We start from the raw sequence: 22,326 nt of genomic DNA on the forward strand, positions 1-22,326 counted from the left end.
TAAACGTCAATCATGCTAGGGGTTCTGTCGCGTGGACTCGCGTCGAAGAAATGCGAGCCGCCGGAGGAGCCGCCTTTCCATGAGCCTGCCAGTCCTGGTCGTCCTTGTCGTCTTCGGCATCGCGCTCTCGGTCGCAGCCGTGCATTTCGCCGGTGGCACGACGACCGCGACGCTTGCCACTGCCGATCAGGCGCTCGCGTGTTTCGCCGAGGATTTCCCTGACGAAAAGCCCGGCCGTGTGCGGCTAACAGCGGACAGGCATGCCGCGTTTCTTGAACTTGGTCCGCAACGCTGCGGCATCGTCCAGGCCATAGGCGACTGTTTCCTGACCCGGATCGTTACGCCGCGGGATGTTCTCGCCTTGGCGCGGGAAGGGACGGCCGTGTCGTTGCGAATGGATGATTTCACCTGGAAAGGCGGACGGTTTGCCTTCGCCAACGAAGCCGACGCGCTGGCCGTGGCGGCGGCGCTGCAAGGCCAAGATCAGATCCGAAAGGCGGCGTGATGGACTACAATTTCCCGCAGGTCACCCAGCTTGCCATTCCGTTCTTCGTCACTGCGATCCTGATCGAGCTCTGGCTGGTGCGCACCGGCCGCGCCAGGGGATCGTTCGAGACGCGCGATACGCTGGCCAGCCTGATGATGGGAACCGGCAATGTCGTTGCCGGGCTGCTGCTCGGCGTCGTATCCTACTGGGCGCTGCTGTGGCTCTGGCAGTTCCGCTTCTTCAATCTCGGCCTGTCGATCTGGGTGTTCGTCGCCGCCTTCCTGCTCGATGACCTGCGCTATTACGTCTATCACCGCATCGCGCACCGCGTGCGCTGGGTGTGGGCCGAGCACGTCAACCATCATTCCAGCCAGCACTACAATCTCTCGACGGCGCTCAGGCAAAGCTGGACCGGCCTCTTCACCTTCACCTTCATCCTGCAGGCGCCGCTGGTGCTGCTCGGTTTCCATCCGGCGGTGATCGCCTTCGTCTTCGGCTTGAACTTGGTCTGGCAGTTCTGGATCCACACCGAGACGATCGGCAAAATGTGGGGCTGGTTCGAATTCATCTTCAACACGCCCTCGCATCACCGCGTCCACCACGCTACGAACCCGCGCTATCTCGACGCCAATTTCGCCGGCACGCTGATCATCTGGGATCGCATGTTCGGCACTTTCGTCGAGGAGTTGAAGGAGGACCGGCCGCGCTACGGCATCGTCAAGAACATCGGCACCTTCAACCCGCTGAAGGTGGCGTTCCACGAATGGATAGGCATGTTCAAGGACGCGGCCATGCCGGGGCTGACGCTGCGCCAGCGTCTCAACTATCTCATCCAGCCGCCCGGCTGGAGCCATGACGGCTCACGCGATACGTCCGAGACGCTGAAGGCGGCTTATGTGCGGAGAAACCCGGGTGAGGCGGGTAAGCCCGGGTTGCCGATGGCGGCAACGGAACCGGCCGAGTAGTTTTGCCGTCAGGATGGTTCGCTGCTGCCGCGCATCAGCGCTTCGTAGTCGCGGCCGCCATAGAAGACATTGACGATGCGAACAGCGTCGGCCTCGACGATATAAGCAATAACAGCGGATTGTTCGAACGGGACGGTTCTCAGTCCCAGCATAATGTCATCGCGCGGGCGGCCGCCGCGAGGCGCATTGCCGATGCTGTGACAGCGGCCCTTGATGCGATCAACGAAGCTTGTGGCAACGCTTTGGCTTCCGCTGCTTTCGAAAATATAGGCGGCAATAGCGTCGAGATCGGATATGGCAGCTTCGCTAAGAACGACGGCGAGACGCTGGATCATTATGGTCTCGCGCCAATTGCGAAATCCGACCCTTTACCCTCTCGATCGCCTCGTCGAGCGGAACGGCTGGCCTCTTGTCCTCGATCGAAGCCTTCACGCGCGCTCGGATCGAGGCCATGCGCTCGGCATGCTCTTCTTCCTCGCGCTGGAAGGCGCGCAGCGCGGCGCGGATAACCTCGCTCGCCGACCCGAAAGAGCCGTCCTCGACCTTTTCGCGGATCATGCGCGCCATGGCCGGCGTGACGGTGATCGACAGTTTCTCGGCGGCTTCCATGGCTTGCTCCCATATAAAGTAGGAGAATATCCTACTTTATATGGGGCGTCCAATCGGAACGAAAAGCTTATTCCGCCGCCTCGGCTCGCGCCGGCAACCCCAGCCATGCCCTGCAATCGGCCAGAGCACGCGCGGTGATAGCGCGGCGCTTGGCGACGGTCTTGTCCTTGCCGCGCAGGCGCTTGCCTTCGACCTTAGGTGCTTCCACCGGCGGGAACAGGCCGAAATTGACGTTCATCGGCTGGAAGGAGCGTTTGCCGGGCTCGTCATCCGAGACGATGTGGCCGCCGGTGATGTGGTTGAGCAGCGCGCCGAAGGCGGTGGTCGGCGGCGGCAGCGAGGGCGCCTGGCTAAGCCGCTCGGCGGCGGCGAAGCGGCCGGCGAGCAGGCCGATCGCGGCGCTTTCGACATAGCCCTCGCAGCCGGTGATCTGCCCGGCAAAGCGCATGCCAAGCCGCGATTTCAGCTGCAGCGACGGATCGAGCAGCGTCGGCGAGTTGATGTAGGTGTTGCGGTGCAGGCCGCCGAGCCGCGCGAAGTCCGCGTTTTGAAGCCCCGGAATGGTGCGGAAGATGCGCACCTGCTCGGCATGCTTCAGCTTGGTCTGGAAACCGACCATGTTGTAGAGCGTGCCCAGCGCGTTGTCCTGGCGGAGTTGCACGACCGCATAGGCCTTGACCGACGGATTGTGGACGTTGGTCAGGCCCATCGGCTTCATCGGTCCGTAGCGCAGCGTCTCGACGCCACGCTCGGCCATTACCTCGATCGGCAGGCAGCCGTCGAAATAGGGCGTGCCTTCCCACTGCTTGAACTCGGTTTTCTGGCCGTCGAGCAGCGCCTGGACGAAGGCGAGATACTGCTCCTTGTCCATCGGGCAGTTGATGTAGTCCTTGCCGGTGCCGCCGGGGCCGACCTTGTCGTAGCGCGACTGGAACCAGCACGTATTCATGTCGATCGTGTCGAAATGCACGATCGGCGCGATGGCGTCGAAGAAGGCGAGCGCATCGGCCCCGGTTGCCTCGGCGATCGACTGCGCCAGCGACGGCGCCGTCAGCGGGCCGGTGGCGATGATCGCCTGGTCCCAGTCCGCCGGCGGCAGTCCAGGCACTTCCTCGCGGACGATGGTGATCAAGGGGTGTGCCTCGATCTTCGCTGTGACCGCGTCGGAAAAGCCGTCGCGGTCGACGGCAAGCGCGCCGCCGGCAGGAACCTGATGCGCGTCGCCGGCGCTCATGATCAGCGAGCCGGCGAGTCGCATTTCGGCATGCAGCAGGCCGACGGCATTGGTTTCGGCGTCGTCGGAGCGAAAGGAATTAGAGCAGACGAGCTCGGCGAGCCCCTCGGTCTTGTGCGCGTCGGTGCCGCGCACGGGGCGCATTTCATGCAGCACGACCGGAACGCCGGCTTCGGCGATCTGCCATGCGGCTTCGGAGCCGGCGAGGCCGCCGCCGATGACGTGTACAGGATTTTTGCTCATGTGCGCCGAAATAGTCGCTTGGCGCAGCGAATGCAATTGCCGGTTTCGACGGGCTGAAGCGGGAAGTCTGCCTCAAAAACAACAACACCCGCCGGGGGAGGAGGTCCGGCGGGTGTCGTTTTGGGGGTCGATCCTCGGGAGGAGGTGAAGATCGACCATATTCGTCATCGCCGGGGAGGAGGTCGGCTTTGACGAAATTCCTTCCGCCAATTGAAAAGGGGCGGATCCTTTCTGGAGAACAACACCCGCCGGGGGAGGAGGTCCGGCGGGTGTCGTTTCGGGGGTCGACCCTCGGGAGGAGGTGAAGATCGACCATATTCGCCATCGCCGGGGAGGAGGTCGGCTTTGACGAAATTCCTTCCGCCAATTGACAAGGGGCGGATCCTTTCTGGAGAACAACGCCCGCCGGGGGAGGAGGTCCGGCGGGCGCCGTTTCAGTGGTCAACCTTTGGGAGGAGGTAAAGGTTGACCGTATCCGTCAGGGTCGGGGAGGAGGTCGACCCTGGCGAAATTCCTTATCAGACCGCCTTACGGGCGATCATCTTGATCTCGTCGCGGACGATGCCGAGATCATGGAGCTGGCGGTTCGAAAGCCGACCCAGCTCGGAAACCGTCTCGCGATAAACGCGCCAGTTACGATAGCTGCGGATCAGGTTCATTGCCTTACTCTTTCAAAACTGGTTCGGACCATTCGCGGTCCGAAGCGGATTAGACCGCCTTGCGGGCGACGTAGTGGATGTCGCTGCGGCTGATGCCGAGGTCGGTCAGTTCACGGTTCGACAGGCGGCTCAGCTCGGAAACGGTTTCCCGGTAGCGGCGCCAGTTGCGGTAGTTGCGGATCAGGCTCATGGTAGTGCTCGTTTCGTCTTTGGTTCGGATCATTCCGTTTGTGTACGAACAGAAAATAGGTGGGGTTATATCGGTTTAAAAGTGCCATTGGCGCATGGCAGCAATGCAAATTGTGCAATGCAACATTAACGGCACCCACGCTTGAGACACAAAGAAGGCCGAATCGGAAAATGCCGCTGCGTCAACGGTTTGGCTGTTCCGGCTAAAAGAATGACCAAGGTCGGGGGAAGCGGCATGGCGGGCTATGCGGCGAAGGTGAGAGGCGATATCGCCCGCTGGCGGGAAGCGGGCCTGATCGATGCGGCGACGGCAGACGCATTGACGCGCGACGTGGGCGCCAACGAACGAGCGTCGCTGAGTTTCGGTTCGATCCTGGCGATGATGGCCGCACTTCTGTTCGGCGCGGCGATCCTGATCTTCGTCGCCGCCAACTGGGAAGTCATTCCGCGCCTGGCGCGGGTGGCGGCGCTGTTTGCCGTCATCCTCGGCGGCTATGTCGGCGGCGCATTCTCGAAGACGCGCGACCATGCGGCCATCGGCGAGGCGCTGTGGATCGTCGCTGCCGCGGCCTTCGGCGGATCGATCGCGCTGATCGGCCAGATGTATCACCTGTCGGGCGACGAGGCCTCAGCGCTGCTGACCTGGTGCGCCGGCACGGCGCTGGCGGCGGTCGCATTGCGCTCGAACCCGCTTACCGTCACCTCGGTCGGCATCGCCGATGCCTGGCTGTTCCTGAAATGGGGCGGATTTTTCCGCCGGGCCGAGTTCCCGTATTTCTTCGCCGCTGTCGCGCTGGTGCTGTTTGCCATTTCATTCTGGACGCGCAGCCAGGCGGCGCGGCACCTGATCATCCTGTCGATCCTGTTCTATCTGGCGCTGCTGGCCATAGACCGCAACACACTCGAGGTCGCCATTCCGCTCGTGCTCGTCTCGGCGCTGCTGTTTGCGGCGGCGATCTTCGCAGCCGAACCGGTCGACAGGATCGTGCAGCTCGGCGGCCGACTGCCCTTGCACGCGCTCATTGGCTTTCTTGCCGGCCTGGCCATGGTCCAGTTCGAACTGGCCGACGAGGTGAGCTACAGCAGTGGTTTTGCCATTGCCTCGGCGGCCGCGCTTGCCGGCATCGTGGCGGCGATCATGTTCGGCGGCCGCGAGAGCAGGGGCTTGCGCTGGGTCGCTTATGCCGGCTTCGCTTTCGAGCTCGCCATCATCTATGGGGTGATGTTGCAGTCGATGCTCGGCACGGCGGGCTTCTTCCTGTCCGCGGCCGTGCTGCTGGGGATACTGGCGCTGATCATCATCCGCATCGAGAAACGCATGAGGGCGCCTGCCGGAGGAGGAGCAGCGGCATGAGCGGGAAGAGACTGATCATCGCAGCGCTGGTGCTGGGGCTTGTCCAGATCGGCTTTCTCAGCTGGATCATTGCCGGGCGCGCGGCGATCCTGCGCAACGGCAAGGAAGTCCTGCTCAAGGTCGAGCCTGTCGATCCGCGCGATCTCCTGCGCGGCGACTACATTTCCATCAACAACAGCATATCGCGGATCCCGGTGAAGCTGATCGCCAACATCCCGGCTGGCAAGTTCACCAGCAACGACACATCGATCGTGGTGCGGCTGAAGAAGGGGGCCGACGGCTACTGGCAGCCAACGACCGCGTGGTTCGGCAAGGCGCCGGCGCCGGCCGGCCCAGACGAGGCCGACATAGCCGGACGCGTCGCCGACGGTTGGGGTCTGCGTGAACCGGACGCGACGATCGCGCCGGAATACGGGATCGATCGCTTCTATCTGCCGGAAGGCGAGGGGATGGCGATCCAGAGCGACATGCGGGTACGGCCGTTCGGCATCAAGCTGGCGCTGTCGGCCAACGGCACGGCGCAGATCAAGGCGCTGATGGACGGCGACAAGACTCTGTTCGAGGAACCGCTGTATTAGTCCTCCTTCGCTAAGGCTTCGGAGGACGAAAGGTGCGCATTTGTCTAACGAGCAGAACTAGGGTGGCTCGCCATCCGAAGCTCGTCAGAGCGAAGGATGGTGCGGATGAAGGGACTCGAACCCCCACGCCTTTCGGCACTGGAACCTAAATCCAGGGCGTCTACCAATTCCGCCACATCCGCGTTCCCCGGCAATCCCATGTAGCCATCATTCTGTCAATGTCGGGGTCCAGATCACGGTCATTCGCCTAATCGCGAAGATGGTTGAAAATTAGCCTAGCCTGTGACAAAAGGCGTGTCGAATGTGACGGGACGCGACTATCCGCTTCTGCAGAATGTAAGAAGAAGTAGGAAAAACAAAGACTTCTTCACATTTTTGGAAGCGCAGGTCAGGAGAGTTTGAACCGCATTGGCGGTCAAATCACCAGGTTCCGTACCAAAAGCCATTTCCGGCAAGATTATACCGGCAGGCTGTGAACGGCTAAGAACCGTTTGGCTGCCTCATTGGTGAAAACAAAGGTTTTAGGATGCAGGTCACCGAAACGCTCAACTCCGGTCTCAAGCGCGAGATCAAGATCACCGTGCCGGCCGGTGACATGGAAGCCAAGCTGATGGCGCGGCTGAACGATGCCCGCGACAAGGTGCGGATCAACGGCTTCCGCCCCGGCAAGGTGCCGGTGCAGCACCTGCGCAAGATGTACGGCAAGTCGTTCATGGCCGAGGTCGTCAACGAGATCCTCAACGATTCGACCCGCTCGATCATCTCGGGCCGCGGCGAAAAGGCCGCCATGCAGCCCGAAGTCATCATGACCGAGGACGAGAAGGAAGCCGAGAAGATCCTGGCCGGCGGCGCCGACTTCGAGTTCCGCCTCAATTACGAGGTCATCCCGGCCATCGAGGTCAAGGATTTCTCCGACATCAAGGTGACGCGTCAGGTTTACGACGTGCCGGAACAGGAAGTCGACGATCAGGTGAAGCGTGTCGCCGAATCGGCTCGCAGCTACGAGCCGAAGGACGGCAAGGCCGCCGAAGGCGACCGCGTGAGCATCGACTATGTCGGCAAGATCGGCGGCGAGGCCTTCGCCGGCGGCGCCGGCACCGACCAGCCGCTGGTGCTCGGCTCCAAGGAATTCATCCCGGGCTTCGAGGATCAGCTGATTGGCACCAAGGCCGGCGACGAGAAGCAGATCACCGTCACCTTCCCCGAGAACTACCAGGCGGCGCATCTGGCCGGCAAGGAAGCCACCTTCGACGTCACCGTCAAGGAAGTGTCCGCACCCGGCGCGCTGGAGATCAACGACGAGACGGCCAAGAACCTTGGCCTGGAGTCGCTTGAGCGCCTGCGCGAGATCGTGCGCGGCCAGATCGAGAACCAGTTCGGTTCGATGACGCGCCAGAAGGTGAAGCGCCAGCTGCTCGACCAGCTCGATGCCGCCTACTCCTTCGAGGCGCCGTCGAAGCTCGTCGAGGCCGAGTTCAACAACATCTGGGCGCAGGTCAACCGCGACCTCGAAGCCGCCGGCCGCACCTTCGCCGACGAGGAGACGACGGAGGAAGAGGCGCGCGCCGAATATATGCGTCTGGCCGAACGCCGCGTGCGTCTCGGTCTGGTTCTTGCCGAGATCGGCGAGAAGGCCGGCGTCACCGTGTCGGACGAAGAGCTGCAGCGCGGCCTGTTCGAGCAGGTCCGCCGCTTCCCGGCCAACCAGCAGCAGGAAGCCTTCGAGTTCTACCGTAGCAATCCCGAGGCGATCAATTCGCTGCGCGCGCCGATGTTCGAGGAGAAGGTCGTCGACTACCTGCTCGGTCAGATTTCGGTCGACGACGTCAAGGTCAGCAAGGAAGAGCTGATGGCCGACGACGAGGAGGCAGAAACCGCGACCAAGGCCAAGCCGGCGAAGAAGGCTTCCTCGAAGAAGGCCGAGGCCAAGGCAAGCGAGGCAAAGGCGGGCGAAGCCGCCGGCGAGGCGGAAGAGCCCAAGAAGAAGGCCGCGCCGAAGAAGACGGCCGCCAAGGACGCCGAGTAATACGGCTCAACAACGCGATTTTCGAAAGGCCGCCCTCGAGGCGGCCTTTTTCGTTGCCGTATTCGTTGTTGCCGCGCGGCAACACAACCGGCTCCAGATGGATGCCCGCTGCTGGCGATACCGAACGTTGATGATTATCTGCGCGGTATCGCATGTCGCGGGGTTGTTCGGAGACACAGGTGGTTGTGGCGTTCAAGTTGAGAGGCGTGGTCGTTGCTGCGGCGCTCTTGCTTACGGCGGCCGGCATTGCTCAGGCCGGACCTGATCTGGGCAACTGGCGTGTCGACGCTGGCAGCGACGGCCAGGTGACGGCGTCGCTTTATGCCACCAACAAGTTGATCACCGGCGGCGGCGCGCTGGGCTACAGCCCGGTGCTGACGCTGGCCTGCCGGCCCGACGGCGAACCGCGCTGGAGCGAATGGCTGCAGCTCAACGACGCGGTTTCGGCCAGCCGCAAGATCACCATGTCGGTCATGGTCGACGGCGGCAGCAAATTCGATGAAAGCTGGTCTGTCGGCCCTCACGGCAAATTGCTGGTCAGGGAAGGGGATGACGGCATCAAGCGGCTGGATTCGGCGAACCGGCTGTTCCTGTCCTGGCGCTTCGGCCTGCTGTCCGGACGCGGCGAGGCCGATTTCGATCTCGCCGGGCTTTCGGTGGCGGTCAGCCAAATTGCCGCGACCTGCAAGACCGATCTGCCCTGATCGTGGCGCATGGAAGCGGCTCGCGCATAAGACGGCGCCAAGAATGCCGAGCAAACCCGGCCTGATGCACTAAACCTTCGCAAAAACCGGCTTTTTCTGCCCCATCGGCACAATTCTGTGGTATGTAGATGCCGCAATTCCACTGAGGGGACGCGGATATTCCGCTCGACCATGCAGGACACGCCAGCGAGTTGCGTGGTGCGGATCGTCGGATGTAAACAACGATCAGGGAGGAAGTGCCATGCGCTCAACCGCGCTTTTCATCGTCTTGTCCGCTGCGACCTTCTTTGCAAGCCCAACGCAGGCGCAGGATGCTGCCGCAGGCGAGAAGGTCTTCACCAAGTGCAAGGTCTGCCACATTGCCGACCAGGACCAGAACAAGGTCGGCCCGTCTCTGCACGGCGTCATCGGGCGCACCGCAGGCACGCATCCCGGTTTCACTTATTCCACGGCCATGATCGAGGCCGGAAAATCCGGTATCAAATGGGACGAGGCTACGCTGACAAAGTATCTTCACGATCCCAAGGCGATGGTCAAAGGGACGAAGATGGCGTTTCCTGGCCTCAAGAACGATCAGGACATAGCCAACGTCATTGCTTACCTGAAACAGTTTTCCAAGTAAGCGGGTTCTCCAAGGCTCTGTCTGTGGTCGCCGGCGCGCCCGACGAGGGTGGCCGGCAATTGCGTTGCTGAAGTCTCGTGCCCAGCGCCGTCATGCCGGCAGCGCAAAGAATCCCAACACCAGCAGAATAACGATGCCAAGGCCGAGTATGAGTAGCGTCCGCGTGTCCATGACGTTCGCCTTCGACCAGGCGCATGACCCCGAAAATCGGGAAAGGATCATGGGCCAATCAAAGTGATCCAGCGTCCTTTTGCGCGCCCCTCAGGGGCGCGCGGCGCTGTAGAAGAATACCGCAAAAAAAGCTCCGGAACCAGCATGCAGCGCTGGCCGGCAACCGCACGCGCTCCAATGAAAAGACGACAAATCGGGCACGAAGGAGTATGTTGGCTGCCGGTGCAGGTCGCGGTTTGCGTGGCCACACGCAGAGCGGTAGCACCGTCATATCCGCGACCTTGCCGGACCTGGTCTGGAGGAATGGGCATGGCAAATTTTCATGTGATTGCAGGGGCCAGCGAAACGCTGGAGCACACGAAAGTCCGGAAAATCGGTCTCTCCGATCTTTTCGATGCACTTCGACGCGGTGTCGACGACTTCATGGTCAAACCCTCACACATTGTTTTTCTGTGCATGATCTATCCGCTCGTCGGCGTGGTGCTTGCCACCTGGACATCGGGAGCGAACGCGCTGCCGCTGCTCTTTCCGCTGGTGTCCGGTTTTGCGCTGATCGGTCCGTTCGCGGCGATCGGGCTCTACGAGATCAGCCGCAGGCGGGAGGCCGGGCTCGACACGTCCTGGCGTCATGCCTTCGAGGTCAGGAACTCCCCGGCGCTGCCGGCCATCGCCGCTGTCGGGATCATGCTGTTTACGATCTTCATCGCGTGGCTTTTGACCGCCAAGATCTTCTACGAGCAGTTGTTTGGCCCCGAGCCGCCGGCGTCGCTGTCCAGCTTCATCGCCGAGATATTCGCCACCGGGCGCGGCTGGACCCTGATCGTGCTGGGTCACGCCATCGGGTTCGTATTCGCGGTGGTCGTGTTATGCACCACCGTGGTGGCTTTCCCGTTGCTGCTCGATCGCGATGTCGGCGCTTACGAAGCCATCCACACCTCTGTGCGCGTGGTCCTGGCGAACCCGATCGTAATGGCCGTCTGGGGACTTATCGTCGCCGTTGGGCTGATCATCGGATCGCTACCGGTGTTCGCGGGGCTGGCGGTTGTGCTGCCAGTCCTCGGCCATGCCACCTGGCACGTGTATCGCAAGGTGGTGGACACGCCGGCCGCACCAAGACCGGCGAACTGAGCGAACCCTGTCACGGGCACCGGCGGGAGTGCCGGTGCTCTCACATGGCCGGGTGGCTGAACCGTGCCTGACGCGCGCCCGTGGTCAGGTTGCGGAAATCCTTGCCGCTGACATGCACAAGCGTCTTGTGGTCGCCGCCTTCGAAATAGATATCGGCGGCGTCGCCGAGGCTTTCGTCCAGGATGACCGGCACGTCATAGGCCGCGCCGATCGGCGGTACGGCGCCGATGTCGCAATCATCGAAGAGCGATACCACCTCGTCCTCGGAAGCGAGCCCGAGGCGCTTGTCCATGATGTCCTGCAGCTTGGCGAGCTCGATCCTGTGGGTGCTTGGGACCACGGCCAGCGCATAACCGAGCTCGTGGTGAACGAGCACGGATTTCGCCATCATGCTGCCGGGCACATGCGCCGCGATGGCGGCCTGCCTGCTGGTGGCGGTTCGATGATGCGCGACAGTGTCGTAGGGGATGCCTTTGCCGTCGATGAAGTCTCTCAGTCTGTTTGCTATCGTCATTGTCCGCGTCCTCTGCTTGAGTTTACGACGCTCACGCCAAACCAAAAACGGACCGGTGACCCGATGGTTTCATGCCACCGTGCCCGGCTGGTTGTGCTGCGGCCGGACTCGGACCGCGTCAGGGGCCGGGCCCGAAAAATGCGATACGGGTCAAAAGCGTATAGTCGGCCTCGAAGACCATCATCGTCACGAAAACCAGCACCAGGATCGGCGGCAGGATGATCGCATACATCATCGCCAGCCGCTCCCAGGCCATATGCATGAAGACAGCGACGATCAGTCCTGCCTTGAGCATCATGAAGATCAGGATCAACGACCATCTGAGGTAACCGTGGAGGCCGAAATAGTCGACCAGATACGAGCAGGTACTCAAGATGAACAGCCATGCCCAGACCACCAGATAGAGCTTGATCGGGTGTTCCTGATGCGTGTCCGCCTTGGCGGCGGCCACCGCATCGTGGGTGGAGTGCAGTGCGTGTTGTCCGAGACCGTTTGCGGTTGCTTCAGCCATGTCTTCCTCTCAAAGCCCGCCTCTCACCAAAGATAGAAGAAGGCGAAGATGAACACCCAGACCAGATCGACGAAGTGCCAATAGAGTCCCATGATCTCGACATTCTCGTAGCGGCCCCTGCGGCTGGTGAAGAAGCCGGGCCGCCCAATGTCGAAATCGCCGCGCCAGACTTTTCGCGCCACGATGATCAGGAAGATCACACCGATGGTCACGTGGGTGCCGTGGAAGCCGGTGATCATGAAAAAGCACGAGCCGAATTGCGCGGCTCCCCAGGGATTGCCCCAGGGCCGTACCCCTTCGGTGATGAGCTTGGTCCATTCGAAGGCCTGCATGCCGACGAAGGTCGCGCCGAGCGCGGCGGTCAAAAGCATCAGGATCGCGGTTTTGCGGCGATCGCGGCGGTAGCCGAAATTGACTGCCATGGCCATGGTTCCGCTGCTCGAGATCAGCACAAAGGTCATGATGGCGATCAGGATGAGCGGGATCTCCGAGCCGCCGATGCGCAAGGCGAAGACCTCGCTAGGATTCGGCCACGGTACGCGCGTGGAAATCCGCGCGGTCATGTAGGACAGCAGGAAGCAGCCGAAAATGAAGGTGTCGCTGAGCAGGAAGATCCACATCATGGCCTTGCCCCAGGACACGTTCTTGAACGCGCGCTGATCCGAGGCCCAGTCGGCGGCGATCCCGCGCCAACCGGGGGGCCTGGGCTCCATCTGGGTCGTATGCGTCAGTGTCGTCTCGGCCATCGCCGGTCTCCTAGGTCAGCAGCCGTTGGCAAATGCTCACGAACGTCGCCGCCCAGCCGGCCAGAACGGCGAAGATGCAGAGCCAGACGAAAAGCAGGAAATGCCAGTACATGGCGCAGAGCTCGACGCCGAGGCGCAGCCGCTCCGGCCGCGCTCCGTTCCAGGCGCCGGCGCTCGTCCTGCCGAGGCCGACCAGCCCGCCCAGTATGTGCAGGCCATGCATTGCGGTGATCAGATAGAAGAAGCTGTTGGCCGGGTTGGAGGCCAGCAGGTAGCCGTCTTCGGTGAGCTGCCGCCAAGCCATCAACTGGCCGGCGAGGAAGGCGAGGGCGGTCAGTCCGGCCGTTGCAAGCCCGAGTCTGACCATGTCCATCTGGCCTCTGCGCGCGGCGACCACGGCACATTGCAGCGCGACACTGCTCAGCGCCAGCACGCCGGTGTTCAGCCACAGCAGGCGCGGCAGCGGCAGCGGCCGCCAGTCCGACAGCCCCATGCGCATGAAGTAGGCGCTGGTGAAGAGCGAGAACAGGCAGCCGACGACGGCGAGGAAGACGCCGAGGCCGATCTTGGCTGTGGGCAGGACCGACCGATCGAGGCCGACGAAATCCCCCGCCAGGCCTTGCTCGAGCCACGGCTTGGCCGTCAGCCGCTGGTGCGAAAGCCACCAGCCGGCAAAGCCGGCGATCACCAGCAGAAAGACCAGGATGACGCTCATGCTGGCTCCCTGGATGGGCCGAGACCGAAGGAGCCAGGCACGTTCTGCGGGATGAAGTCCTCCTTGGCGCCCGGCACGCTGTAGTCATAGGCCCAGCGATAGACGATCGGCAGCTCCTTGCCGAAATTGCCGTGCGCCGGCGGCGTATGGGGCGTCTGCCATTCGAGCGTCGTCGCCCGCCACGGGTTGCCGCCGGCCTCGCGGCCATGGCGGATGCTCCAGATCAGGTTGAACAGGAACACCATCTGCGCGAAGCCGACGATGAAGGCCATGATGCTGATGAACGAATTCAGATGATGGGCCGACTCCGTCATGATGGTCATGTCGGTCAGCTCGGCATAGCGGCGCGGAATGCCCATCAGGCCGAGATAGTGCATGGGGAAGAAGATCAGATAGGCGCCGAGGAACGTCACCCAGAAGTGGAAGCGGCCGAGCGTCTCGTCCAGCATCCGTCCGGTGACCTTCGGATACCAATGATAGATCGCGCCGAAGATCACCAGGATCGGCGCGACGCCCATGACCATGTGGAAGTGGGCGACGACGAACATCGTGTCGGAGAGCGGCACGTCGACGACGACGTTGCCCAGGAACAGCCCCGTCAGGCCGCCGTTGACGAAGGTGACGATGAAGGCGAGCGCGAACAGCATGGGGATGGTGAGGTGGATGTCGCCGCGCCAAAGCGTCAGCACCCAGTTATAGACCTTGATCGCGGTCGGTATGGCGATGATCAAGGTGGTGGTGGCGAAGAAGAAGCCGAAATAGGGATGCATGCCGCTGACATACATATGGTGCGCCCAGACCAGGAAGCTCAGCGCGCCGATGGCGATGATGGCCCAGACCATCATGCGGTAGCCGAAGATGTTCTTGCGCGCATGGGTGCTGATCAGGTCGGAGACGATGCCGAAGGCCGGCAGCGCCACGATGTAGACTTCCGGGTGGCCGAAGAACCAGAACAGGTGCTGGAACAGGATCGGGCTGCCACCATTATGCTGCAACTGCTCGCCCATCTCGACGATCGCCGGCATGAAGAAGGAGGTGCCGAGCGCACGGTCGAGCAGCATCATCACGCAGGCAACGAACAGCGCCGGGAAGGCGAGCAGCGCCATGACGGTGGCGGTGAAGATGCCCCAGACGGTGAGCGGCAGGCGCATCAAGGTCATGCCGCGCGTGCGGCCCTGCAGCACCGTCACCACATAGTTCAGGCCGCCCATGGTGAAGCCGATGATGAACAGGATGAGCGAGGAGAGCATCAGGATGATGCCCCAGTCCTGGCCGCCCGGCGTGCCGGTCATGATGGCCTGCGGCGGGTAGAGCGTCCAGCCGGCGCCCGTCGGTCCGCCCGGCGCAAAGAAGCTCGACACCAGCACCAGAACGGCGAGCAGATAGACCCAGTAGCTCAGCATGTTGACATAGGGAAAGACCATGTCGCGGGCACCGACCATCAGCGGAATGAGATAGTTGCCGAAGCCGCCGAGGAAGAGCGCGGTGAGCAGGTAGATCACCATGATCATGCCGTGCATTGTGATGAACTGGTAATAGGCTTCCGGAGTGATGAAGTCGAACGTGCCGGGAAAGCCCAGCTGCAGGCGCATCAGCCAGGACAGCACCAGCGCCACAAGGCCGATCGCCGTTGCCGTCGCCGCATATTGGATGGCAATGACCTTGGCGTCCTGCGAGAAGACGTATTTCGTCCACCAGCTGTGAGGATGGTAGAGTTCCACCTCCCCGACTTCGGCGGGGGGGACGGCATCTGCCGATGTGACGTCGACCATGGGAGCACCTCCGTGCCCTGTTCAGCGGGCCTCGAGCATTTCGAGTTTTGCCGCGACGTCCAAAGCGGACGCCATCGTCTTTCCTGTCGGTTGGCTCGCCGAGCCAGTTTGCTTGGGCGCCGACAACTGCGCAAAGGTCTGCTGCTGACCGACCCAGGCCGAATAGTCCTGCTCGGTGTCGACCACGACCACGCCATGCATCAGCGGGTGTCCCTGGCCGCACAGCTCGGCGCACAGGACCTGGAAGGTGCCGGTCCTGGTGGGGGTGAACCAGAAATAGGTGACCGAACCCGGGATCATGTCCATCTTGGCGCGGAATTCCGGGATGTAGAAATCGTGCAGGACGTCGATCGAGCGCAACAGCACCTTGACCGGCCTGCCGACCGGCAAGTGCAGGTCGGCCGCCTCGACCACGATATCGTCCTGGCCGTTAGGGTCGCCGGGCGCGATGCCGAGCGGATTTTCAGCCGATACGTCGCGGGTATCGGACGTGCCAAGCTTGCCGTCCTTGCCCGGCAGGCGGAAGCTCCATTGCCATTGCTGGGCAACAACCTCGATATCGGCCGCCCCGCTGGGAACGTTGACGAAGCGGCTCCAGACGAACAGGCCAGGGACCAGCAAGGCGGTGACGCCGACCGCGGTGCCGACCGTCAGCCACGATTCGAGCCGCTTGTTCTCTGGCTCATAGGCGGCGTGGTTGCCCTCGCGATGGCGGAAGCGGAACACGCAATAGGCCATGAAAAGCACAACGGCGGAGAAGACGACGCCGGTGATCCAGAAGCTGATGATGATGGTGTTGTCGATATAGTCCCAGTTCGACGCAATCGGCGTCCACCACCATGGGCTCAGGAAGTGGAACAACACCGAGCCCACGACAATCAACACGAGTACAAGCGCAATGGCCATGTCCCGTCCTCCGGTATTTCATGGGAGCGCGAAGCATCCAACGCAAATACCAAGCCGCATCATGCTCGATTTCCGGTTGAAATTCCAGAGCCGACTGTCCGATTGAGGAGACGATGTTGATCGCTCCACAGCTTTGGAGTCGGGGGCCTCGGACATCGGGCAAAACGCTTCAGATCAGCAGCAGCCCCTTCATCGAGGCGTTGCCCTGCGGCCGATGATGATGTGGTCGTGAACAGCGATGCCGAGGGGCTTCGCCGTGTCGATGATCTGCTTGGTCATCTCGATGTCGGCGCGCGAGAGCGTCGGGTCGCCGGACGGGTGATTATGCACCATGCCGATGACACTCATAACTAATTGATTAGATTAACAGATGCTGACCGTTTCAAACGGACTGATGCCGATAATTGGGATCGGCCAGAGAATGCGCAAACGGGAGCATCACCTTCGATCACCTAAGCTCTCGATTAGTCGCTTTGACGCATGACAAGCAGCGCAGTTCTGTTCGTCCCACACATCTAGTTCGGCGATCGGATAGAGAACGGCTTTGCCGATCCTAACGAAGCTAGGCCCGACGCGCATCGAGCGCCAGCTTCTTAGCGTGCCAAGAGATGAGCGACACCCTGCTTTGACCGTTGGAAGGTTCAGCGCTGGGTGGAGCCATTGACCATATCCTTCAGGCAGACCCAACCTATCCGTCATTCGATCTGGGCGATGTCTAAATCGGAGCGGGCGAAAAACGTGTGGTCACGGAAAGCATTCCCGAGAACGGCAGTTTTACTCATCCGCCGTAAAGGTAGTTTGGAAGCCAGAGTGTCATGCCGGGCCAGATGTACATGATGATCATGCAGAGGATGACGATCAGCATGTAGGGCATCATGCCTGCGAATATCTGGTTGAGCGTGACGTGCGGCGGGGAGACGCCCTTGAGGTAGAACGCCGACATCGCGACAGGGGGTGACAAGAACGCCGCTTGTAAATTCACGAAGACGAGAGTCCCCCAGAGGATCGGGTCGATGTTGAAGTGCTTCAACATCGGCAGAAAGATCGGGACGAAGATAATGATGATCTCGGTCCATTCGAGGGGCCAGCCGAGAATGAAAATGATCGCTTGCGAAAGGATCATGAACTGCACGGGCGACAAGTCGAGCGACAGCACCCATTGCTCGAGAAGTACCTGGCCGCCGAGGATCGCAAAAACGGCCGAAAACAGCGCCGAGCCGACAAAGAGCCAGCAAACCATGGCTGTGGTCTTCGCGGTCAGGAACACTGCTTCCTTGACGCGCTTCCAGTCGAGCGTTCGGGCCTGGAACGCCAGCAGAAAGGCCCCAGCAGCCCCGACTGCCGCGGACTCGGTCGCCGTCGTGATTCCGAACAGGATGACACCGAGCACGACGACGGTAAGTATACCCAGCGGCATGACCGACGAGACCAGGAGCTTCAGGACCTCGAGCCGTTCGGCAGTCATGTTCCGGTAGTAGCGGACGAGCACCACTGCGGCGAGTGCTGCGATGATACCGAAGGTGACGTAGAAGCTGGTTGCCGGCCCTGTGTCCACCGCAGGTGCGCCGAGTTCCTCCACTGCCGGAGCGCCGAGCTGCTCCAATCCGACTGGAGCTTCGACGTCGGCCGATGCTTGTGGATAGATGACGACATACCACCACACCAACAAGAGGGTGAGTACTGTCAAGGCGAACGGTACCAGCGCAACGCAGAAATTCTTGAACAGCTTCCAATATGTGAGGTGTCCGTTCTCCGTCTCGAGCGCCGTAGCCTGGGACGGCGAGAACAATGCGGAAAGAAGTCCACCAAGAATGTTGCGCGAGTAAACTGTCTGAAAGCTTCGCATCCACGCCGGCACCGGAACCTTTGTTTGATCCTCAGGCAGAGGCGGGGCGATCTTCGGATTGATTGTCGCCCAGCCAAGAATGTAGACGAGATAAAGGAAGGCGAGGAAAAAACCGGGGAACATCGCCGCGGCATAGAGCTTCACGACGGACTGGCCCGCAACCGCCGCATAGACGATGATCATGACTGACGGCGGGATCAGGATGCCCAGCGTGCCGCCCGCAGTGATCACGCCGGAAGCGAGCTTCACATCGTATCCGGCGCGCAGCATCGGATTGAAGGCAATCACCCCCATCAAGACCACAACCGCGCCGACGAGGCCACTGGCGATGCCCCAGAAGGTGCAGACGATGAGCGTAGCAATGGCCAGCGACGCCGGTACCCGTCGGAACGAAAGCTGGATGCTGTAGAACATCTTGTCGACCAGCGCCCCGCGTTCCATCACATATCCCATGAGCACGAAAAGCGGGATGGAGATTAGGACGTCATTGGTCATTGCCCCATAAGTGCGCTCGACCATCAGATCGAAGACGCGGTTGTCGATCCAATGCTCCGCCGGGTTGTAGAACGCGTAGAACCCGAAAAACATGCCAAGGCCCATCAGCGTGAAGGCCGTCGGGAAACCCATGACGATGACGACCACGATGAGCATGAGCATCGTGAGTCCAAGGGCTGGATCGCTCAACTCTGCAGGTCTCCACCCATCCCGCGCTGCCGCGCTTCCTCGTCTATCTTTTGTGCGCGCTCGATGGCGGTCCTGCGCGCCTCTTCATCCACAAATTCGCTGAGTGCGAGTTGTTCCTCCACGACGTCGATCTCCGCGACGTCCTTCAGGCGGCTCGGCCATTGCCCCGTCCTGAGACAAACGATGCAGCGGACGATCTCGGCCACGCCCTGAAGCATCACGAGGGCCCCAGCCAGCGGAATGACCGACTTGAAATGGTAGATCGGCGGACCTTCCGCCGTCACGGTCGAATGCTCCCCAATCCGCCACGAAAGCGCGGCATAATCGTAACCTGCGTAGACGAGGGCCGCGATCCCGGGGAGGAAGAAGAGGACGTACAATGCAAGATCGAGCGCGGCTTGAGTCCGGGGCCGCATCGAGCTGTATAGAAAGTCGCCGCGCACATGGGCATTCTGCGCCAGCGCGTAGGCTCCGGCGAGCATGAACAGCGAGCCGTAGAGCATGTTGCTGGCGTCGAATATCCACGCCGTCGGCATGTTCAGGATGTAGCGCTTGAAGACTTCGACGCAGACCAGCGTCATCAGCCCGATGATAAGCCACGCCGCGGCCTTGCCGACCCACGCGCTGATTGCATCGACTGTATTCAGGAAATGCTGGACGTTCATGCGAGGCAGCCGGATGGCCGGAGTTTTGGTAAGAAGGCAAGGCACCGTTCGGTCATGGCCCCGATGGTGCCTTGCCGGCTCGAACTGTGCTTCAGATCTTCTTTGCGGCGCCGTCAGGCCCGAAGTAATGATCGAAGGCCAGGCGGCGGCTGACGACCGTGTCCTGTTCCCATCGCGTTGCCCGCTGGGCAAAGGCGAGCTGCGATTCAAGGACCTCCCTGAACAGCGGGTTTTCAGCCGCCTTCTTCTTCACGACCTCGTCGTAGACCTCCAGCTGTCGCTTGAGGATTGCTTCCGGTGTCTTGTAGAATTTGACCTTGTCCTGCGTCTGCATCTCCAAATAGTCTTTCGAATAACGGTCGATCGCCTTCCAGGCCATGTCCTGCGACGCTGCCTCGACCGCATTGGTGATGATTGCCTTCATCTGATCGGGCAGGGCGTCGTATTTCGTTTTGTTGAACAGGACCTCGAACTGCTCGGCATTCTGGTGATAGCTCTGCAGCATGCAGATCTTGGACACGTCCGGAAAACCAAGCACCCGATCGGATGAGGCGTTGTTGAACTCGGCCGCATCGAGCAGGCCGCGATCCAATGCCGCAACGATTTCGCCGCCAGGTAGCGCGTTGACCGCCGCGCCCAGGCCGGTGAAGACGTCGATCGAGATGCCAACGGTACGGAACTTGAGGCCTTTGATGTCTTCGACCTTAGAAATCGGTTTCTTGAACCAGCCGAGCGGCTGCGTCGGCATCGGTCCATAGGGGAACGAAACCACATTGGCGCCTATGGAATCATAGAGCTTTGCAAGGAGCTCCTTCCCGCCGCCATATTTGTGCCACGCCAGCAGCATGTTGGCGTCCATGGCGAAGCCCGGGCCGGATCCCCATAGCGCGAGCGCCGTCTGCTTCCCGTAGTGGTAGACGAGCACGCCGTGGCCGCCATCAAGCGTTCCTTGCGATACCGCGTCAAGCAGGCCGAACGCAGGCACCACGGCGCCCGCCGGCAGCACCTCGATCTTGAGGTCGCCACCTGTCATGTCATTGACTTTCTTGGCGAAATCAAGCGCGAATTCGTGAAAGATATCCTTGGAGGGCCATGTGCTCTGCCAGCGCATGCTGACCGGCCCTTGCGCCTTGACAACGCTTGGCGCGGCAACGATCGCCGCAGCTGCCACGGCCGCCTCGCCAAGGAACTTGCGGCGGGACCTCTTATTCCATGTCTGAATCCTAGCTTCGGTCATCGGTTCCTCCCGAAGGTGTCGGCTTTTCAAGCCTTTGCCAGACAATACTCCTCAACGACCACCCACGCAAAAATTGCGAGACGATCGCGGTCGAGACCGCAGCCGGCATCGCCCCTTCGAGCGCCTCATCGATCAGATTCTGGGTGCCGCCGGCTCAAATCAGCAGAAGGCCTTTCATCGAGGCGTTGCCCTTGCGGCCAATGATGATGTGGTCGTGGACCGCAATGCCGAGCGGCTTGGCCGTATCGATGATCTGCTTGGTCATGTCGATGTCGGCGCGCGAGGGCGTCGGGTCGCCAGACGGATGGTTGTGCACCAGGATGATGGCGCTGGCGGAAAGCTCCAGCGCCCGCTTCACCACCTCGCGCGGATAGACCGGGGTGTGGTCGACGGTGCCGGTCTGCTGCACCTCGTCGGCGATCAGCCCGTTCTTCTTGTCGAGGAAGAGGATGCGGATGTGTTTCCCTCCTCCAATTTCTATTGCGTTTACAAATGGATACAGGAGACGTCCCTTAAACGTCCCCTACGCGTCCCCTATTGTTTGTTCGTGTTGCGTTTCGCCATGCGCAGTTGAGCGACGCGACTGGTTTGCTCGATCGTGCCGCGGTTATATCTGGCGCTCGTCTGGCGGTTTTTGTGACCGGCCGATTTCATCACGTCTGTTTCGGTCGCGCCGAGATCGTAGGCTTCGGTGATGGCGCCAGCGCGGGCATCCATGTTCCATACGGTGGATGGGACGCCTGCCTTGTTGGCGATCTTGCGCCACCGCTCTGTGAACTTCCGGTGCTTGTATGGCTCGCCAGTCGTTTCGGCCAGGATCATCGGGCCTATGCGTTTCTCTAGTGGCACCAGAGCGATTTCCTCGAGCACCATCGGATGTAGTTTCAGGTCGTGCTCAACCTCAAATCCGGTCTTGGTGTGCACCTTCCGTAAGACCATGTTCGAATCGATATCCGACCACACCATGCCGTTCGCCCACCTTGTCTCTCGATGAACGATACCGCCCTTGGCGTCTCCGGTTGGCTCCCATTCGCCGATTACGTCCTTCTGACGCATCGCGAGTTCGAACTGCAAAACCGTTGCCAGGGCAACGGACGGCCAGCCTTCCGCGTGGGCTGTCTTTCGAACTGCTTCGACGTGCTGTGCTGTCATGATCGATTTGCGTGCCGGTGGCGTCTTGAAGCGGATCTTGGAAAGGATGGTATCGGCGCGAAAACAGTCGTCATAGCCGAGCGTCACGCCGTAGCCGATCAATTGGCGAACAGCGTCCATGCAGTGCTTTGCGCGCCAAGGGCGGGCAGGGGGACTTGCCACTTTCTCAGTCGGCTCTTTCGGTGTGCCCCATTTGGTGTGCCAGATCTTGAAGTCGGGTCCGAGAAGTTTTCCGACCTGACGGGCGCCTACCGTGTGCTCGATAATCGTTAGGCACTTGGTGACGTTCTCCCGGCTGTTCCACTTCATGGACAGATATGGGGAATCCGCATTCGTCTGGAACAAGCGTGACAGGCTTTTCAGCGTACCGTCATAACCGGGTGCGGCGTGTCCGTCGCACGTAGCCCAAGCAAGCATTTCGGCCTGCAGTATCTTGCATCGGGCGGATAACTCCTGGCGTCCCTCGGGCGTGTTCGGATAATGCAGCCGGATAGACGACGGGCGGAAGCCTCGCTTGGCCAAGTCGCCGCGAGCCTCCCAATACTCCCGAAACGTGCCGTCCTTGTTGCGCTTGCGTTTAAGCCCCGGAAAGTCAGTCAATTCCAATTC

The 22,326-nt window shown here is 61.3% G+C and carries 24 protein-coding genes, 1 tRNA gene and 2 pseudogenes; 8 read left to right on the forward strand and 19 right to left on the reverse strand.

The window, feature by feature from the left end; translation table 11 throughout:
• Positions 1 to 79: 79 nt before the first annotated feature.
• Both RFN30_RS23865 and RFN30_RS23870 read left to right on the forward strand, forming a co-directional pair.
• Positions 80 to 505 carry a hypothetical protein gene (locus RFN30_RS23865; RefSeq protein ID WP_320264531.1) on the forward strand — a complete coding sequence of 142 codons (426 nt, stop codon included), beginning with the start codon at positions 80 to 82 and terminating at the stop codon, positions 503 to 505.
• Positions 505 to 1,452 (forward strand): sterol desaturase family protein, encoded by a 948-nt coding sequence (locus tag RFN30_RS23870; RefSeq protein ID WP_320264532.1) that lies wholly within the window; start codon positions 505 to 507, stop codon positions 1,450 to 1,452. Before RFN30_RS23865 ends, RFN30_RS23870 begins: the two co-directional genes overlap by 1 nt.
• 8 nt (positions 1,453 to 1,460) lie before the next feature.
• On the opposite strand, the gene RFN30_RS23875 is transcribed toward RFN30_RS23870, so the two are convergent.
• The 5 genes from RFN30_RS23875 to RFN30_RS23895 all read right to left on the reverse strand — a co-directional run bounded on the left by RFN30_RS23875 (position 1,461) and on the right by RFN30_RS23895 (position 4,387).
• Positions 1,461 to 1,787, reverse strand: a complete 327-nt coding sequence (locus RFN30_RS23875; RefSeq protein ID WP_320264533.1) for a type II toxin-antitoxin system RelE/ParE family toxin — start codon at positions 1,785 to 1,787, stop codon at positions 1,461 to 1,463.
• Complete coding sequence (locus RFN30_RS23880; protein ID WP_320264534.1) at positions 1,759 to 2,061, reverse strand: type II toxin-antitoxin system ParD family antitoxin; 303 nt, start codon at positions 2,059 to 2,061, stop codon at positions 1,759 to 1,761. The genes RFN30_RS23875 and RFN30_RS23880 overlap by 29 nt, the downstream gene beginning before the upstream one ends.
• A gap of 67 nt (positions 2,062 to 2,128) precedes the next feature.
• The gene (gene trmFO, locus RFN30_RS23885) at positions 2,129 to 3,538 is read right to left on the reverse strand and encodes a methylenetetrahydrofolate--tRNA-(uracil(54)-C(5))-methyltransferase (FADH(2)-oxidizing) TrmFO (RefSeq protein ID WP_320264535.1); all 1,410 of its coding nucleotides are present in this window, start codon (positions 3,536 to 3,538) and stop codon (positions 2,129 to 2,131) included.
• Between the two features lie 518 nt (positions 3,539 to 4,056).
• Positions 4,057 to 4,197 carry a DUF1127 domain-containing protein gene (locus RFN30_RS23890; protein ID WP_071096637.1) on the reverse strand — a complete coding sequence of 47 codons (141 nt, stop codon included), beginning with the start codon at positions 4,195 to 4,197 and terminating at the stop codon, positions 4,057 to 4,059.
• Positions 4,198 to 4,246: 49 nt separating this feature from the next.
• Complete coding sequence (locus RFN30_RS23895) at positions 4,247 to 4,387, reverse strand: DUF1127 domain-containing protein (RefSeq protein WP_320264536.1); 141 nt, start codon at positions 4,385 to 4,387, stop codon at positions 4,247 to 4,249.
• A 234-nt stretch (positions 4,388 to 4,621) separates the two neighbouring features.
• On the opposite strand from RFN30_RS23895, the gene RFN30_RS23900 reads away from it, so the two are divergent.
• Positions 4,622 to 5,740, forward strand: coding sequence for a DUF2157 domain-containing protein (locus RFN30_RS23900; RefSeq protein ID WP_320264625.1), 1,119 nt, complete (start codon positions 4,622 to 4,624; stop codon positions 5,738 to 5,740).
• On the forward strand, positions 5,737 to 6,318 hold the full coding sequence (locus RFN30_RS23905; protein ID WP_320264537.1) for a GDYXXLXY domain-containing protein: 582 nt from the start codon (positions 5,737 to 5,739) through the stop codon (positions 6,316 to 6,318). Before RFN30_RS23900 ends, RFN30_RS23905 begins: the two co-directional genes overlap by 4 nt.
• Before the next feature lie 97 nt (positions 6,319 to 6,415).
• On the opposite strand, the gene RFN30_RS23910 is transcribed toward RFN30_RS23905, so the two are convergent.
• Positions 6,416 to 6,500, reverse strand: a tRNA-Leu gene (locus RFN30_RS23910).
• A 344-nt stretch (positions 6,501 to 6,844) separates the two neighbouring features.
• Between RFN30_RS23910 and tig the strand changes: the two genes are divergently transcribed.
• The 4 genes from tig to RFN30_RS23930 all read left to right on the forward strand — a co-directional run bounded on the left by tig (position 6,845) and on the right by RFN30_RS23930 (position 10,969).
• Positions 6,845 to 8,344, forward strand: a complete 1,500-nt coding sequence (gene tig, locus RFN30_RS23915) for a trigger factor (protein WP_320264538.1) — start codon at positions 6,845 to 6,847, stop codon at positions 8,342 to 8,344.
• Between the two features lie 179 nt (positions 8,345 to 8,523).
• Positions 8,524 to 9,048, forward strand: coding sequence for a hypothetical protein (locus RFN30_RS23920; RefSeq protein WP_320264539.1), 525 nt, complete (start codon positions 8,524 to 8,526; stop codon positions 9,046 to 9,048).
• Positions 9,049 to 9,289: 241 nt separating this feature from the next.
• On the forward strand, positions 9,290 to 9,670 hold the full coding sequence (locus RFN30_RS23925; RefSeq protein ID WP_320264540.1) for a c-type cytochrome: 381 nt from the start codon (positions 9,290 to 9,292) through the stop codon (positions 9,668 to 9,670).
• A gap of 480 nt (positions 9,671 to 10,150) precedes the next feature.
• On the forward strand, positions 10,151 to 10,969 hold the full coding sequence (locus tag RFN30_RS23930; RefSeq protein ID WP_320264541.1) for a DUF2189 domain-containing protein: 819 nt from the start codon (positions 10,151 to 10,153) through the stop codon (positions 10,967 to 10,969).
• Between the two features lie 40 nt (positions 10,970 to 11,009).
• Here the strand turns inward: RFN30_RS23930 and RFN30_RS23935 are convergent, their stop codons facing one another.
• From RFN30_RS23935 to RFN30_RS23995, 13 genes and pseudogenes are all read right to left on the reverse strand, one after another.
• Positions 11,010 to 11,483, reverse strand: coding sequence for an aminoacyl-tRNA deacylase (locus RFN30_RS23935; protein ID WP_320264542.1), 474 nt, complete (start codon positions 11,481 to 11,483; stop codon positions 11,010 to 11,012).
• 118 nt (positions 11,484 to 11,601) lie between these two features.
• The gene (locus tag RFN30_RS23940) at positions 11,602 to 11,994 is read right to left on the reverse strand and encodes a cytochrome C oxidase subunit IV family protein (protein ID WP_320264543.1); all 393 of its coding nucleotides are present in this window, start codon (positions 11,992 to 11,994) and stop codon (positions 11,602 to 11,604) included.
• A 23-nt stretch (positions 11,995 to 12,017) separates the two neighbouring features.
• A complete protein-coding gene (locus RFN30_RS23945; protein ID WP_320264544.1) occupies positions 12,018 to 12,740 on the reverse strand; it encodes a heme-copper oxidase subunit III family protein in 723 nt (240 codons plus the stop codon).
• Positions 12,741 to 12,750: 10 nt separating this feature from the next.
• On the reverse strand, positions 12,751 to 13,455 hold the full coding sequence (locus tag RFN30_RS23950; RefSeq protein WP_320264545.1) for a cytochrome c oxidase subunit 3: 705 nt from the start codon (positions 13,453 to 13,455) through the stop codon (positions 12,751 to 12,753).
• A complete protein-coding gene (gene ctaD, locus RFN30_RS23955; RefSeq protein ID WP_320264546.1) occupies positions 13,452 to 15,227 on the reverse strand; it encodes a cytochrome c oxidase subunit I in 1,776 nt (591 codons plus the stop codon). Before ctaD ends, RFN30_RS23950 begins: the two co-directional genes overlap by 4 nt.
• A gap of 21 nt (positions 15,228 to 15,248) precedes the next feature.
• Positions 15,249 to 16,133, reverse strand: coding sequence for a cytochrome c oxidase subunit II (locus RFN30_RS23960; protein ID WP_320264547.1), 885 nt, complete (start codon positions 16,131 to 16,133; stop codon positions 15,249 to 15,251).
• 169 nt (positions 16,134 to 16,302) lie between these two features.
• Positions 16,303 to 16,472 (reverse strand): annotated as a pseudogene (locus RFN30_RS23965) (JAB domain-containing protein); the annotation flags it as partial.
• Positions 16,473 to 16,571: 99 nt separating this feature from the next.
• On the reverse strand, positions 16,572 to 16,778 hold the full coding sequence (locus RFN30_RS23970; protein ID WP_430699082.1) for a DNA-binding protein: 207 nt from the start codon (positions 16,776 to 16,778) through the stop codon (positions 16,572 to 16,574).
• A gap of 133 nt (positions 16,779 to 16,911) precedes the next feature.
• A complete protein-coding gene (locus RFN30_RS23975) occupies positions 16,912 to 18,663 on the reverse strand; it encodes a TRAP transporter large permease (protein WP_320264548.1) in 1,752 nt (583 codons plus the stop codon).
• The gene (locus RFN30_RS23980) at positions 18,660 to 19,328 is read right to left on the reverse strand and encodes a TRAP transporter small permease subunit (protein WP_320264549.1); all 669 of its coding nucleotides are present in this window, start codon (positions 19,326 to 19,328) and stop codon (positions 18,660 to 18,662) included. Before RFN30_RS23980 ends, RFN30_RS23975 begins: the two co-directional genes overlap by 4 nt.
• A gap of 91 nt (positions 19,329 to 19,419) precedes the next feature.
• On the reverse strand, positions 19,420 to 20,565 hold the full coding sequence (locus RFN30_RS23985) for a TRAP transporter substrate-binding protein (protein WP_320264550.1): 1,146 nt from the start codon (positions 20,563 to 20,565) through the stop codon (positions 19,420 to 19,422).
• Between the two features lie 154 nt (positions 20,566 to 20,719).
• Positions 20,720 to 21,028 (reverse strand): annotated as a pseudogene (locus tag RFN30_RS23990) (JAB domain-containing protein); the annotation flags it as partial.
• Positions 21,029 to 21,099: 71 nt separating this feature from the next.
• Positions 21,100 to 22,317 carry a site-specific integrase gene (locus RFN30_RS23995; RefSeq protein ID WP_320264551.1) on the reverse strand — a complete coding sequence of 406 codons (1,218 nt, stop codon included), beginning with the start codon at positions 22,315 to 22,317 and terminating at the stop codon, positions 21,100 to 21,102.
• Positions 22,318 to 22,326 lie beyond the last annotated feature (9 nt).

It is taken from the genome of Mesorhizobium dulcispinae (assembly GCF_033977345.1).
GTDB classification, from domain to species: Bacteria; Pseudomonadota; Alphaproteobacteria; order Rhizobiales; family Rhizobiaceae; genus Mesorhizobium; species Mesorhizobium dulcispinae.

Coding starts and splice junctions, on each gene's coding strand:
- RFN30_RS23960 (WP_320264547.1), bottom strand. CDS start 16,133: ATGGCCATTGCGCTTGTACTCGTGTTGATTGTCGTGGGCTCGGTGTTG.
- RFN30_RS23865 (WP_320264531.1), top strand. CDS start 80: ATGAGCCTGCCAGTCCTGGTCGTCCTTGTCGTCTTCGGCATCGCGCTC.
- RFN30_RS23980 (WP_320264549.1), bottom strand. CDS start 19,328: ATGAACGTCCAGCATTTCCTGAATACAGTCGATGCAATCAGCGCGTGG.
- RFN30_RS23870 (WP_320264532.1), top strand. CDS start 505: ATGGACTACAATTTCCCGCAGGTCACCCAGCTTGCCATTCCGTTCTTC.
- RFN30_RS23950 (WP_320264545.1), bottom strand. CDS start 13,455: ATGAGCGTCATCCTGGTCTTTCTGCTGGTGATCGCCGGCTTTGCCGGC.
- RFN30_RS23925 (WP_320264540.1), top strand. CDS start 9,290: ATGCGCTCAACCGCGCTTTTCATCGTCTTGTCCGCTGCGACCTTCTTT.
- ctaD (WP_320264546.1), bottom strand. CDS start 15,227: ATGGTCGACGTCACATCGGCAGATGCCGTCCCCCCCGCCGAAGTCGGG.
- RFN30_RS23895 (WP_320264536.1), bottom strand. CDS start 4,387: ATGAGCCTGATCCGCAACTACCGCAACTGGCGCCGCTACCGGGAAACC.
- trmFO (WP_320264535.1), bottom strand. CDS start 3,538: ATGAGCAAAAATCCTGTACACGTCATCGGCGGCGGCCTCGCCGGCTCC.
- RFN30_RS23900 (WP_320264625.1), top strand. CDS start 4,622: ATGGCGGGCTATGCGGCGAAGGTGAGAGGCGATATCGCCCGCTGGCGG.
- RFN30_RS23940 (WP_320264543.1), bottom strand. CDS start 11,994: ATGGCTGAAGCAACCGCAAACGGTCTCGGACAACACGCACTGCACTCC.
- RFN30_RS23875 (WP_320264533.1), bottom strand. CDS start 1,787: ATGATCCAGCGTCTCGCCGTCGTTCTTAGCGAAGCTGCCATATCCGAT.
- RFN30_RS23930 (WP_320264541.1), top strand. CDS start 10,151: ATGGCAAATTTTCATGTGATTGCAGGGGCCAGCGAAACGCTGGAGCAC.
- RFN30_RS23880 (WP_320264534.1), bottom strand. CDS start 2,061: ATGGAAGCCGCCGAGAAACTGTCGATCACCGTCACGCCGGCCATGGCG.
- RFN30_RS23905 (WP_320264537.1), top strand. CDS start 5,737: ATGAGCGGGAAGAGACTGATCATCGCAGCGCTGGTGCTGGGGCTTGTC.
- RFN30_RS23935 (WP_320264542.1), bottom strand. CDS start 11,483: ATGACGATAGCAAACAGACTGAGAGACTTCATCGACGGCAAAGGCATC.
- RFN30_RS23985 (WP_320264550.1), bottom strand. CDS start 20,565: ATGACCGAAGCTAGGATTCAGACATGGAATAAGAGGTCCCGCCGCAAG.
- tig (WP_320264538.1), top strand. CDS start 6,845: ATGCAGGTCACCGAAACGCTCAACTCCGGTCTCAAGCGCGAGATCAAG.
- RFN30_RS23890 (WP_071096637.1), bottom strand. CDS start 4,197: ATGAACCTGATCCGCAGCTATCGTAACTGGCGCGTTTATCGCGAGACG.
- RFN30_RS23945 (WP_320264544.1), bottom strand. CDS start 12,740: ATGGCCGAGACGACACTGACGCATACGACCCAGATGGAGCCCAGGCCC.